This window comes from Salinivibrio costicola subsp. alcaliphilus (assembly GCF_001996185.1).
GTDB lineage: Bacteria > Pseudomonadota > Gammaproteobacteria > Enterobacterales > Vibrionaceae > Salinivibrio > Salinivibrio costicola.
Window position 1 is genome coordinate 78476 of record NZ_MUFR01000009.1, and the last position, 13550, is coordinate 92025.

The window sequence follows — 13550 nt, forward strand, 5'->3', positions numbered from 1 at the left end:
CGGGATCTTATTCGCATGACAGAGGTGACTTATGATGGCGTAGAGCAGCTTGCCCTTCGCCAGTTCACTGAGGACGCTTACCTCAATTACTCGATGTACGTCATCATGGATCGCGCACTGCCGTTTATCGGCGATGGCTTAAAGCCAGTGCAGCGCCGGATTATTTACGCGATGTCCGAGTTGGGGCTTTCCGCCTCCGCAAAGTATAAAAAATCGGCCCGTACCGTTGGCGATGTGTTGGGTAAATACCACCCCCACGGGGATGCGGCTTGCTATGAAGCCATGGTGTTAATGGCGCAGCCGTTTTCTTATCGCTACCCACTGGTTGATGGGCAAGGGAACTGGGGCGCACCGGACGATCCTAAATCCTTTGCTGCGATGCGGTATACCGAATCACGTCTTTCACGCTTTTCAGAAGTGTTGCTGCAAGAGCTTGGCCAGGGCACGGTTGAATGGGGCCCCAATTTTGATGGCACCATGAAAGAGCCGAAGACCTTACCGGCACGTTTACCGCATATTTTATTAAACGGTATTACTGGGATTGCAGTGGGTATGGCCACCGACATTCCCCCGCACAATGCCCGGGAACTCGCCAATGCGCTGGCGGCGATGATTGATAAGCCCAGTATGGATTTAGACGGCGTGCTTGAGTATGTTCAAGGCCCTGACTATCCGACCGAAGCTGAAGTGATCACGCCAAAATCAGATTTGAAAAAGCTCTATACCAGCGGACGCGGATCCATCAAGATGCGCGCCTTGTGGCATAAAGAAAGCAATGAAATTGTGATCACAGCGTTGCCGCATCAAGTCTCTGGTGCCAAATTATTAGAGCAAATTGCCAATCAGATGCGAGCGAAAAAGCTGCCGATGGTGGATGATTTACGCGATGAATCGGATCATGAAAATCCAACGCGTATTGTCATCGTTCCGCGCTCGAATCGTGTTGACTGTGATCAGCTGATGGATCACTTATTCGCTTCGACCGATTTAGAGAAAAGCTATCGCGTTAACCTCAATATGATTGGCCTGGACGGTCGGCCGCAGGTCAAAGGCTTACACGGCATTTTGTCTGAATGGTTAACCTTCCGACGCCAAACCGTAAGACGTCGCCTTGAGCATCGCTTGGAAAAAGTGCTCGCTCGCCTGCATATTTTGGAGGGCTTACTCGCCGCTTACCTCAATATTGACGAGGTGATTGAGATCATCCGCAGTGAAGATGAGCCAAAGGCGGAGTTGATTCAGCGCTTCGGTTTGAGTGAGAAACAGGCCGAAGCCATTCTTGAGATCAAGTTGCGCCAGTTGGCCAAGTTAGAAGAGATTAAAATTCGCGGTGAGCAAGATGAGCTGAGCAAAGAGCGCGACAAACTCGAAACATTGCTGGGATCAGATCGTCGGTTAAACACCTTGATCAAAAAAGAAATCCTAGCGGATGCAGAAAAATATGGTGACGACCGCCGTTCTCCTTTGATCGAGCGTGCCGAGGCCAAAGCGTTAACGGAACGTGATTTAGTCCCCAGTGAGCCCATCACTGTGGTGTTATCTGACAAAGGTTGGATTCGTCATGCCAAAGGCCATGATGTTGATGCCAGCAGCCTAAATTACAAAGCCGGGGATCAATTCCTCGATGCCGCACCGGGTAAGAGTAATCAACCTGCGGTGTTCTTGGGATCAGATGGGCGCAGTTATGCGATCGAATCGCATACCTTGCCGTCAGCACGAAGCCAAGGCGAGCCGATTACGGGTCGAATTAATATCACGCCAGGATCATCGATTCGTCATGTACTCATGGCAGATGAAAACCAGTTTATGCTGATGGCTTCCGATGCGGGCTATGGCTTTGTGTGTAAACAAGCCGATATGCTGTCAAAAAACCGCAGCGGCAAAGCCTTGTTAACGGTGCCCACGCATGCAGAGGTGATGCCGCCTCGTCAAATCAGCCAGCTAGAAACGGATTTGATTGTGGCTATTTCTAATGAAGGGCGAATGCTGGTCTTTCCTGTGCATGAACTTCCCCAGTTGAGCAAAGGCAAAGGCAATAAAATCATTAATATCCCTGGCGCACGCGCGAAATCGCGTGAAGAAGTGTTAAGTCAGCTCTACGTTGTGCCCGACGATGTAGGGATTACTCTGCACGCAGGTAAACGGAAATTAACGTTAAAGCCAGACGATTTAGCCCATTATCGTGGCGAACGTGGTCGTCGAGGGAGTATGCTGCCTCGAGGCCTTCAGCGCGTCGATGAGATAGACATTCTCACTGATGAATAACACAACGTCCGCCCTTGTGATTAAGGGCGGCGTGGGTGCATTTTTGTGCTGAATCCGTATACTGACTCGCCTTCTAGGCTGGCTCTTTGGAGAGAGAAATGATTTTTGTCGTGCGACTGCTGGCATTATTAATTGCCGCTGTGTTGCTGTTTGTCTTTGGCGGGCTTTACTGCTTATTAAGCCCCCGTAACCCCCGTAATTGCTATCATATCAGTAAATGGTTTGGGCGCCTCTCTTGTTTATTTGGGATTCGCTTGGAACTGCGTTTTGCCGAAGGCGCACCGCGCGAGCCCGGTGCCAGTGTTTGTATTGCCAACCACCAAAGTAACTGGGATATGGTGACCTTATCCAATGCATTAATGCCTGGCGCGGTCACCGTTGGTAAAAAAAGCCTCTTGTGGGTACCGATTTTTGGCCAGCTTTATTGGCTAACCGGCAACGTATTGATTGATCGAGCGAACCGCAGTAAAGCGATGGGGACCATTGCGCAGGTGACGGAAAAGATCCGTGCCAAGCAACTGAGCGTATGGTTATTCCCAGAGGGGACACGTTCTCGCGGGCGTGGGTTATTGCCTTTTAAAACCGGCGCGTTTCACGCCGCAATCGGTGCCAACGTGCCTTTGATCCCGATCGTATGCAGCTCAACGCATCATTTAAAAGCCAATCGTTGGAACAATGGTCATGTGATTGTTGAAGTGATGGCACCGATTTCATCTGAGAGCTACGATAAAGACAATGTTCGTGCGCTTGCTAAACACTGCCACCAAGTGATGAAAAGCAAGTTAGAACAGCTTGATGCAGAAGTTGCGGAACGTAATCAACGCGACCGCTAATTGAGGATTCACTTATGACTTCAACCCAGCGCCACCATGTTGTGTTGGTCTCACCTAATGGTGAACCACAAGGGATCGCTGAAAAGTTGGAGGCGCATCAGCAAGGATGGCTGCATATGGCCTTCTCCGTTATGTTATTTCGATGCAACGCCAATGGGGAACGTGAGTATCTACTCCAACGTCGGGCGGCAGATAAATATCACAGTGGCGGGTTGTGGACTAACACCTGTTGTTCACACCCCAAACAGGATGAACCGATTGCCGCAGCGGCAAAGCGGCGTCTATACGAAGAGTTAGGTATTGCGCGTCCGCTCAACTTTATGATGGGACCTTGGTTTGAATATCGCGCAGAACTGGGCAATGGGTTGATTGAACACGAGTTGGATCAAGTCATTGCCTGTGAGGTGAATCGCGTCGATATGATCTTAAACCCAGATGAGGTAGAAGATTGTCGCTGGTGGCTGGAAAGTGAGGTTAGGCAGGCAGTCGCAGAGAGCCCTGAGCGATTTACCGCATGGTTTGAGCAGGTACTGACCCGGATTCATGCGATGGTTGAGTTGCCAACCGCCTCGCAGATATAAACCGAGATTGGCTGCGTGATAATTAAGCGGCGTCGTCGACGCCGCTTTTCTTCTTTAAGCGCTACGTACTGCGATGGCTTCAATTTCAATATCAACATCTTTAGGCAGGCGTGCCACTTCAACACACGAACGTGCTGGATAGTTTTCTACCCCGTGCTCGTCAAAGAATGCACCATACACTTTGTTGATATCGGCAAAGTCTTCCATGTTTTTCACAAACACAGTGAGCTTAGCAATATCGTTCACTTTCAGTCCTGCCGCTTCGACAACCGCTTTAACATTATCCAGCGACTGGCGTGCTTGCGCTGTAATTTCTGGTGAAATCTGTCCAGTTACCGGGTTAACCGGGATTTGGCCAGAAGTAAGGATCATATTGCCAAGATCAACCCCTTGTGAATAAGGACCGATCGCTTCTGGCGCCTGTTCAGTTTGCAGTACTTGGATCATTGTCTATTCCTTTGTTAAAACGCAACACCTATAGTCTGCAACGGTTATCCAGCCAGGTAAAGCCGTTTACACGGGGGCAAGGCGATCACGGACCACTTGCTCGCAGGCACTGAGATCGCTTAAGCGGCGAGGGGCGACCAAAATGGTGTCGTTGCCGCCTACCGTGCCTAAAATTAAGGGGTGCCGGTGAAGATCGATTAAGCGTGCAATCAGTTGGGCTCCGCCTGGATGTGTTTTTACCACCACCATGGCGTGGCTACAGGTGATCGCGTCAATTTGTGATCCAACCGAAGAGATCGCATACACAGGCTCCATCTCGCCACTCAGCGTATAGACTTTTTGTCCATGCGCATTGGGCACTTTGGCGACCCCCAGCTTGGATAATAACCGAGAGACAGTCGATTGGCTGACATCAAGATAGCCAAGATCCACCAGTTGCTGACGCACAGCATCTTGGGTAGTAAAGCTTTGGGTTTGGAGTAAATGCCGGCACGTTGAAAGGATATCGTCCTCTGGTGTGGCGGCTGTTACCGATAGAATTGCATCATCAACCACGGGCAACCCCTTATAATTAACGGCACTTTACTTTAATATCAGTAGATAAAACTGATGATTAGCGATTCAATCGCATATGCTATCAGTTGCGGTAAAGGGAAACCTTGATGCGTGTCACTGCGTGGTATCAAGAGGAGAAGCAGGGCGCCGTGTGACGCCCTGTTAGGGGATTAATCGCCGAGGGTGGCGACCATCACCGCTTTGATGGTGTGTAAGCGATTTTCTGCTTCGTCAAAAACGATAGAGCAGTCTGACTCAAACACATCTTCGGTGACTTCTAGCCCTTTTAGGCCGTATTTTTGTTCTATTTCGGCGCCGACGGTGGTTTCGTTATTATGGAACGCGGGCAAGCAATGCATGAATTTTACATGTGGATTACCGGTTGCTTTCACTACATCCATATTGACTTGATAGGGTTTCATCATCGCGACGCGCTCGTCCCAAGCCTCTTTAGACTCGCCCATGGAAACCCAGACGTCGGTATACAAGAAATCACAATCTTTAACGCCTTCTTGTACGTCTTCGGTGAGCGTAATGCGCGCGCCGGTTTGCTCTGCAATTTCACGGCATTGTGTCACCAATGCGTCTTCCGGCCAGAATGCTTTTGGTGCAACCAAGCGAATATCCATCCCCATTTTCGCTGCACCGACCATCAGGGAGTTTCCCATGTTGTTGCGAGCATCGCCTAGATAAGCAAAGCGCATTTCATGAAGCTGCTTACCACGGCCATGTTCGAGCATGGTCATTAAATCGGCTAAGATTTGTGTAGGGTGAAACTCGGTGGTCAGGCCATTCCATACAGGTACCCCGGCAAACTCACCGAGCTCTTCGACAATGTCTTGTCCAAAGCCACGGTATTCAATACCGTCATACATGCGGCCGAGTACGCGAGCGGTGTCTTTCATCGACTCTTTATGACCAATTTGAGAGCCGGTTGGGCCGATGTAGCTGACTTGGCCGCCTTGGTCGAACGCAGCGGTTTCAAAGGCACAGCGGGTGCGTGTTGAGGCTTTTTCGAAGATCAGAGCAATGTTCTTACCTTTTAGACGCGGCGTTTCATAACCGTTGTATTTGGCTTTTTTGAGTTCAATAGCCATGTCGATAAAGTGTTGGATCTCACGAGGCGTGAAGTCCAGTAGTTTCAGAAAGTTACGGTTGCGTAGGTTAAAAGCCATAATAGGAAATCCTCTTCGTTATTGGTCTCAGGCTTGTGCAGGAGCAGGTTGGCCGTGAGAAATATTGTTTTTATTCACTGAATGTGGACGAATACGCGTGCCCGCCTGACCGGCTAGAATCGCTAAACCATCTTCTAAAGCGCCGATGCCAACCAGTTTTCCACCTTGGCGCACAAATTCGCACGAGGCATCAATTTTAGGCCCCATTGAGCCTGCATCGAAGGTGTATTGGCTTAGATCCTCGGGCGTTGTCTCGGCGATGGCCCGTTGATTGGGTTGACCATAGTCGAGATACACCGCCTCGGCATCGGTCAAAATCAGCAGAGCGTCGGCATTGATTTGGCGGGCTAAGAATGCGGCTGACATGTCTTTATCAATCACCGCTTCAATGCCTTTGAGTTGATCACCTTCTTTAATGACTGGGATACCGCCACCACCGGTACAAATCACTAAATGCCCCTGTTTGATCAAGCTGGCAATGGCATCATCCTCAATAATGCCAGTGGGTTGCGGGCTAGGTACCACCCGACGGAAATATTGGCCATCCGGTTTGATATCCCAGCCATATTTGTCAGCAAGCTGATTCGCTTCTTGTTGGTCATACACGGGGCCAATCGGTTTGGTCGGATTGGCAAATGCCGGATCCTTGGGATCAACCGTCATTTGCGTGAGCATACAAGACACATGTTGATCCGGTGCTAAGTTATGTAGCTCTTGCATCAGCATGTAGCCAATCATGCCTTGGGTTTCAGAGCCGAGCACATCCAACGGATAAGGGGTCACAGATTTATACTCTAACCCTTGCAGTGCCAATAAGCCGACTTGTGGGCCATTGCCATGAACCAGAACGACGTTATATTGCTCACCAATCGCCGCGATGGTTTTTGCCGCTTTGGCGATATTGGCACGTTGAATGTCGGCTTCTAAAGGTTCGCCTCGACGCAGGAGGGCGTTGCCACCTAATGCAACCACGACAGTGGGTTTATTCATAATCATACTCTCTACAGTCGTTGGGGCTGATCAGCCCAATGCGTTTTAAATACCATCACGATGGATAGGGCAGCTCATGCAGCGCGCGCCACCCCGGCCGCGGCCCAATTCGTCACCGGGAATCGACAAGACAGTGATACCCGCTTTATCGTATTTTTCGTTGGTATAGGTATTCCGTTCATAGCCCACCACGACACCAGGACGAACGGTGAGTACGTTGTTGGCATCATTCCATTGCTCACGCTCGGCTTCAAAGCTGTCACCGCCTGTGGTAATCAGATTCAGTGGGCCGACATCAAGTCCTTTTTCAATCGCGGTTAGGAAGTAATCCTCTTCGCGAACATTGAGTTTGCCAGTGCGATCACCGGTGAGGCTCCAGCATTTGATGTCTTTGCGAATCACTTCTGGGTATACCGAGAAGGTATCTTCGCGCATATGGGTCATCACGGTATCAAGGTGCATGCATGAGCGGTGTTTAGGGAGTTCCATCGCAATCACTTGCTTGGCTTGTCCGTGTTTGAACAAACTGGATGCGAGGTTTTCTACCCCTTGCGGCGTGGTGCGTTCAGACATCCCAATGAGGACCACGCCTTTACCCAAGACAGTGACATCGCCGCCTTCTATAGTGGCATTATCATAATCAATGTTCTCGCCACCAAAGTAGGTAATAAAGTCGCCATTGGCGAAACGTGGGTGCCATCTATAAATGGCGCGTAGATGGTTGGTTTCACGTTTACGCGCCGGTTTAGCCATTGGGTTAATCGATACGCCGCCGTATAACCAGCACGAGGTATCTCGCGTAAATAAGTGATTAGGCAGTGGGTCGATAATAAAGTCTGAAGGGGAATGCATCGCTTGCAACATAGAGGTTGTTGCGATTGGCAGCTCAGAATAGGCGAGCCCGCCTAAGAACATCGACGCTAACTCATGATGAGGAAGATCATTTAAGTAGCAGCGGATATCGTTCGCAAACGACGGACCAAAGGTATAGTCAGATATTTTTAGGTTCATCAGCCAAGCTTTGGCTTCAGGGACATCCAGCGTTTCAGCCAGCAGGTTTTGCAACAATAAGACTTCCACACCCTGGTCTCGAAGCGTTTGTGCGAACTTGTCATGCTCTTCACCTGCGCGTTCAACGGAAAGTACATCATCGAAAAGCAGGTCGTGACAGTTAGAGGGAGTGAGGTGTGTCAAAGCACGCTCAGGACGGTGTAACATCACTGTACGTAATTGACCAATTTCTGAGCCGACATAGAAGTTGTTCATCTTTCTTTCTCCGTATATCTCTGCTTGGCTTTTCATCGGAAGGGATAAATAAAAAGTGCAGATTTATTATTGGGTACAAATTCATTCTAACGCGGCGTGATAATGGAACTGGAAGTTGGATCACATTGACTCAATACATCCTAGAGAGCGGTTTTTACCCTGTGTTAATGGTATTTATGGAAGATGATTTACGTGGTCTTTAATAATTAATCACTTTTAATGATTGCTTAGCGTTTTTATTTTTTTATCTTCAGAGTTTGCGCGGACTTTGTGTTTGTTTTATGCCTATTTTATTTTGCGTTTATTAAAGCTTATGCGTCATTAATGAATGACTATCTTTTGATTTTTTTTAATTTAACAAGTACAGGCGATTTTTTGGTTTGAATTGTGACGGTGATCATTATTATACTGCTTGTTGTTAAAAATGTTGTTTTGTTGTGAAAAAATACAAAGCGACAAAAAAATAAAGCAGGTCAAGGTCGTTTTTAGGCAAAAAAAAGCGCACTTGCTTATCGCAAGTGCGCGTGTGTTGCGGTGATAGTGTTTACAGCATGACACCGACGCTGAGCATAACCATAATCATGATAGTTAAAATGCCAAGCAGGGGAGCAACCCATTTTATCCATTTCGCATAGGGTACACGCGCAATGGCTAAGCCGCCCATGACCACGCCAGACGTCGGAGTCACTAGGTTGACCAAGCCAGAGGCTGACTGGTAAGCGGTGACGACTAATTCGCGACCGACGTTGGCGAAATCAGCGAGGGGCGCCATGATTGGCATGGTTAGAACAGCCAGTCCTGATGATGAGGGCACCAAGAAAGACAGAAGTACTTCAAGCCAATACATCACATTGATAAACACAAATGACGACAAGCCCGATACTAGGCTTTCCGCGCTATTCAGTATGGTGTCGGTGATCATGCCTTTGTCCATGATCACCACAATACCGCGCGCAATACCGATGATCAGCGCTACACCAAGTAGGTCTCTCGCCCCATCTATAAAGCTGGTGGTGATTTCCTCTTCACTCATGCGCGCAATAAGACCAATGATAATGGCGGCCCCTAAGAACACGGCTGAGATCTCGGCCATCCACCATCCGAGCGAGGAGACGCCATAAATCATGACCGCGAATGCACCGGCAAAAACGGTAAGGATGACCTTACGTGTGGCGGTGAAGTCTAGGCTTTGATTATCATCGTGCTCGCCAAGGAAATGCTTTTTATTACTTTCATACTGGTCATAAACAATGGATTGGCTTTGGTCAGCGCGTACTTTTCGAGCATAGCGCATGACATAAGCGACACAAATGAGCCAACCAATGGCCAAAATAGCGAGGCGCAGCAGAATACCGTCGGTAAAAGGAATGCCTGCGGCATTGGCAGCAATCACAGTCGCAAACGGGTTAATGGTTGAGCCTAATGTGCCAATACCTGCGCCAAGTAGCACGGTGGCAGCGGCAACGACAGGATCAAAACGTGCGGCCATCATCACAGGCACAAGCAAGGTATAGAAGGGGAGTGATTCTTCAGCCATCCCGTAGATGGTGCCCCCTGCGGCAAATAGGCCCATCAAGATAGGGATCATCCACTCTTCGCGCCCTTCCAAGCGTTTGGTGACCCGCTCAATACCAGCATCAATAGCGCCCGTTTTCGTCACCAGCCCTAAAAAGCCGCCAATAATAAGAATAAACAGGGAGACATCAATGGCCGCCGCTTCATAAGTTTGGTGATTATAAAAGCCATCAATGGGGGCTAAAAGGACATCAACGATGCCTTGCGGATTACTCTCAACTTGCTGATAAGTGCCTGATACAGGGACTTGTTGACCAAGCTCTTCGTTCATGGTGCGGTCGTATTGCCCTGCGGGTACGACCCAACTTAGGGCGGCAACGACGGCAATAAGAATAAACAGTATCGTATAAGCGGATGGGAACTTCAGATTGGCAAACCAACCTTTTTTCTCAGGAACACTCTGGTTACTCATGGTTTCTCCTCATACCTCTTCTCAGTACAGGGGCGTACTACACGTGTTGAGGTAAAGCGTTAAGTTTCACGTCATTATTATTTTGAGCAATAAACATTTGCTTTGTCTTTATTGTAAAAGCGAGAGGCTTCTTACTTCTTGGTGATATCTCACAAAAGGAAATGTGGCTTTTTATTAAAAAGATGAGCTTAAATTTTAAAGTGAATGTTATGTTGGTTTTTACGCGTGCTTATCCTTTTTTTCGCCAAGGAAAAGATGGGTTTTTATTGATTAAAATGTATCTACTTGCAGCGTAAGGCAGATATTATCCCTTTGCTCGATAGCGTTTATGTGAGCAGATTGCTTAATTAGTCATAAGAGGTGGGCGTTAATGATGAATAAAACAGGATAAAACACCAAGGGTTCCAACGTGAGATAATTAGGCTTTTCTTGTTTTAAATCAAATTAGCGGTTGGCTTAAACTGAAGTCCGCATAGGAAAGGGCGCACTTGCGCCCTATTGATGAGGGCGTTATTTCTTTTTGGTGGGTTTTGGCAGCACAATCATATCGCACTCAGAAAAATGGTCTTGGAAAGCGCGATTATTGATATCGAAGATAACAATGAGGTTGCCAAGGCCAAAGCAGGCCGTTGCCATGCGGATCAGTGCCTGAGTGGGGCGAATATTACTGCCATCGGTATTTTGCAGGCGCAGGCGCCATGCTCGCATCCCGAGTGTTTGTCCTGCCTTACACCAAAAATAGCCATAGAACCCACCGATGACACAGGCTAAATACGCTGTATATAATGGGTTAACAATGGGGTGATGGGTGAGAAAGTCACTGATATCTTGGTAGGGCGCGATAGACATGCCGAGCGCTTGTGCGATCGCGAGCAATGCCATCATGCCGCCCCCCGCAAGCATAAGAAGTGCGGCAACCACGAGAATATCATAGACCCAGGCCGCTAAGCGGCGAAAAAAACCTGCGGTTGGACAAGCGATAGAAGACGTTTGCATTGGTGTTTACATCCCAGTATTCAATTCGATGCTAGCCTAGCACAGACACTGTCTTGGCGAGTAAGACTAGGCTGTTCTTTTTTGACCAACTATGGGGATTTTTTCTGCATAAGTGTATCTTAGTGTCCTGAGTTGGTTAAAAATAATGCGAACAAACACTTTTTTGCTTTTTGTGCTTGCACTCGAAAGGGCGGTACGTATAATTGGCCGCACTTGCCGAGATGGCGGAATTGGTAGACGCAGCGGATTCAAAATCCGCCGCCTTAACGGGTGTGAGGGTTCAAGTCCCTCTCTCGGCACCAAATCCCAAAAAAGCCCCAGTCTAAAGACTGGGGCTTTTTTCGTTATGCGCCCGCATAAGCGATGTGCAAGTCACAATCCGCCACATTCTATCCCGCTAATCCTGACGGCCCAAGGTATGATCCCTCGATAAGCAAAAAGAGGGAGTAGTAAGGTGCAAGTGCGTTATCAAGACATTGCTCGTTGGATCGAAGCACAAATCCAGCAGCGCGTTTGGCAAGTCGGCGAGCGGATCCCATCGGTAAGAGAAATGAGCCGTCTCCAGCGCGTGAGTCCAATGACAGTGATGCGTGCTTATGAACAGTTGGAAGCTGATGGCTGGGTTGAAGCGAGACCTCGGTCCGGTTTTTTTGTTCGCCCTCATTATAACCAGTTGGCAGAGCATGTATTGGCGAGGCCGCAAGCTGATTCTCAATGGCTCTCCACGCATCAGGATGTCTTTGATGTGATCAGTGCTAGTCACCAAGGAACGCGCTATCCATTTGGTTCGGCATTTCCCGATCCTCAACTGTTCCCCATGCAAGCCTTGGGACGGGCAATGGCGCGAGTGCTTCGTCAGTCTTCACATCCAGACCACTTTACTATTTTACCACCCGGTGACACTGGGCTGCGTCGGTTGATTGCCCAACGCTATCTGCGTCAAGGCATTAAAGTTGGCATTGACGAAATCATTATCACCAACGGTGCAATAGAAGCATTAAGTTTGTCATTAGCCGCACTCACTCAACCTGGTGATAAAGTCATTATCGAAGCACCCGCTTTTTATGGGGTACTGCAAACGCTTGAAAGGCTACAACTTGAACCCGTTGCTGTATCGGTTGATCCAAGTTCTGGTATTGATATAAATGCGCTTGAGCACGCCTTAATCTCACACCAAGTATCGGCATGCTGGTTAATGAGTAACTTTCATAATCCTACCGGGGCATCGATTCCAGATGATGACCGGCCCCGTGTGGTTAGCCTACTTGCGTCTCATCAAGTCCCACTTATCGAAGATGACGTATATGGTGAGCTCTATTTCACCCCTTCACGGCCCATGCCTTTAAAAGCCTATGACGCGCAAGGCGGCGTCTTACATTGCGGCTCTTTCTCCAAACAGCTTGCACCTGGTTTTCGAGTGGGCTGGGTCGCGGCAGGGTGCTATGCGATGCAAATAGAGAAGCGTCAGTCCGTTTCGAGCTTAGCCGTAGGGGCGCCCAATCAACTGACGATTGCTGATTACTTAAAACAAGGCGGCTATGACGCGCACTTACGCCGATTACGTGAAACGCTGTCTACTCGTCAAAACCAGGTCCTCACCCAACTCAAAGCGATCTTACCGGCCAGTGCCTCGGTTAGCGAACCCAAAGGCGGTTATTTTTTGTGGGTTACATTGGATAAAAACATCGATACGCGTGATCTGTTTCAGGCGTTAAGGCCGTTTGGTGTGACCATCGCCCCGGGTGCATTGTTTGCGACAGATGGACGGTTTAATCATTGCTTTCGTCTCAATCTCTCGATTGATGGAAAAGTAACAAGAGAGCTCGAGCACAATGATGCCGAGTGTGATGGGTTAAATCAGATTGCGACGGCTCTCTCATCGTTACTCGCCGCGTCACCTGTACCAGTTAAATAGTGATCACTTTGTACTAGGCCGCGACGGCACTTTTCCCTTTAAACTGGGTGTGCAATACCAGCTTGGGGGAAAAGATGAAACAAGAGATGAGCATGATGGTGGTCGCAATAATTTGTGCAGCGTTACTGATCCTTGGCCACGTCATTATTATTGAAACACTTGCCTATTACACATGGGCGCAATGGACCGCTGGCGCAATTCCTTTTGTGCTTTTGCTCATGGCGTGGGGCGCTGTGCGTTATTGTCGAGCGAAAGAGCGTGCGGAGGAAAGGCAACAATCGCACTTGCACTAATTGTTTTTGTATTAAGGGAGCGTGAGCACCAGCCATCTCTCGCTCTCCACGACTAGAAAAGCTCTCAGCGACCAGAAAAAGGGGCCTTTTGTCTGTTTTTGTTTGTTTTGTGAACAAACGAGCAGCAAGGCGCTTTTTTTTTATATTTAGGGGTTGCGGTAAAAACTGAGATCTCTATACTGCGCTTCCTGTCGACGGGGCAACGAGACGTAAGTCACGAAATGCCAACCACGAATCGACACGCTCT

12 protein-coding genes and 1 tRNA gene are annotated in these 13550 nt (G+C 48.7%); 6 read left to right on the forward strand and 7 right to left on the reverse strand.

Annotation, left to right across the window (positions count from 1 at the left end; translation table 11 throughout):
- Positions 1–15 precede the first annotated feature (15 nt).
- From parC to idi, 3 genes are all read left to right on the forward strand, one after another.
- Entirely contained in the window at positions 16–2265 is a 2250-nt protein-coding gene (parC, locus tag BZJ21_RS04735; RefSeq protein ID WP_077669249.1) for a DNA topoisomerase IV subunit A, read from the forward strand.
- A gap of 98 nt (positions 2266–2363) precedes the next feature.
- On the forward strand, positions 2364–3098 hold the full coding sequence (locus BZJ21_RS04740) for a 1-acylglycerol-3-phosphate O-acyltransferase (protein ID WP_077669250.1): 735 nt from the start codon (positions 2364–2366) through the stop codon (positions 3096–3098).
- 14 nt (positions 3099–3112) lie between these two features.
- Positions 3113–3679, forward strand: a complete 567-nt coding sequence (gene idi / locus BZJ21_RS04745; RefSeq protein ID WP_077669251.1) for an isopentenyl-diphosphate Delta-isomerase — start codon at positions 3113–3115, stop codon at positions 3677–3679.
- Positions 3680–3733: 54 nt separating this feature from the next.
- On the opposite strand, the gene BZJ21_RS04750 is transcribed toward idi, so the two are convergent.
- The 7 genes from BZJ21_RS04750 to BZJ21_RS04780 all read right to left on the reverse strand — a co-directional run bounded on the left by BZJ21_RS04750 (position 3734) and on the right by BZJ21_RS04780 (position 11095).
- The gene (locus BZJ21_RS04750; RefSeq protein ID WP_077459924.1) at positions 3734–4126 is read right to left on the reverse strand and encodes a RidA family protein; all 393 of its coding nucleotides are present in this window, start codon (positions 4124–4126) and stop codon (positions 3734–3736) included.
- Between the two features lie 66 nt (positions 4127–4192).
- Positions 4193–4681: an arginine repressor gene (locus tag BZJ21_RS04755; RefSeq protein ID WP_021023405.1), complete on the reverse strand. Its 489-nt coding sequence runs from the start codon at positions 4679–4681 to the stop codon at positions 4193–4195.
- Between the two features lie 170 nt (positions 4682–4851).
- Complete coding sequence (gene argF / locus BZJ21_RS04760; protein WP_077459922.1) at positions 4852–5856, reverse strand: ornithine carbamoyltransferase; 1005 nt, start codon at positions 5854–5856, stop codon at positions 4852–4854.
- 27 nt (positions 5857–5883) lie between these two features.
- Positions 5884–6846: a carbamate kinase gene (gene arcC, locus BZJ21_RS04765; RefSeq protein ID WP_021023407.1), complete on the reverse strand. Its 963-nt coding sequence runs from the start codon at positions 6844–6846 to the stop codon at positions 5884–5886.
- Between the two features lie 45 nt (positions 6847–6891).
- Positions 6892–8112: an arginine deiminase gene (gene arcA, locus BZJ21_RS04770; protein WP_077669252.1), complete on the reverse strand. Its 1221-nt coding sequence runs from the start codon at positions 8110–8112 to the stop codon at positions 6892–6894.
- Positions 8113–8656: 544 nt separating this feature from the next.
- A complete protein-coding gene (locus tag BZJ21_RS04775) occupies positions 8657–10099 on the reverse strand; it encodes a YfcC family protein (protein ID WP_021023409.1) in 1443 nt (480 codons plus the stop codon).
- Between the two features lie 510 nt (positions 10100–10609).
- Positions 10610–11095 (reverse strand): RDD family protein, encoded by a 486-nt coding sequence (locus BZJ21_RS04780; protein WP_077459918.1) that lies wholly within the window; start codon positions 11093–11095, stop codon positions 10610–10612.
- 215 nt (positions 11096–11310) lie between these two features.
- On the opposite strand from BZJ21_RS04780, the gene BZJ21_RS04785 reads away from it, so the two are divergent.
- The 3 genes from BZJ21_RS04785 (at position 11311) to BZJ21_RS04795 (ending at position 13303) form a co-directional block, all read left to right on the forward strand.
- Positions 11311–11397: transfer RNA gene (locus BZJ21_RS04785), tRNA-Leu, on the forward strand.
- Between the two features lie 152 nt (positions 11398–11549).
- Positions 11550–13010, forward strand: a complete 1461-nt coding sequence (locus BZJ21_RS04790; RefSeq protein ID WP_077669253.1) for an aminotransferase-like domain-containing protein — start codon at positions 11550–11552, stop codon at positions 13008–13010.
- Positions 13011–13084: 74 nt separating this feature from the next.
- The gene (locus BZJ21_RS04795; protein WP_077669254.1) at positions 13085–13303 is read left to right on the forward strand and encodes a hypothetical protein; all 219 of its coding nucleotides are present in this window, start codon (positions 13085–13087) and stop codon (positions 13301–13303) included.
- Positions 13304–13550: the final 247 nt, after the last annotated feature.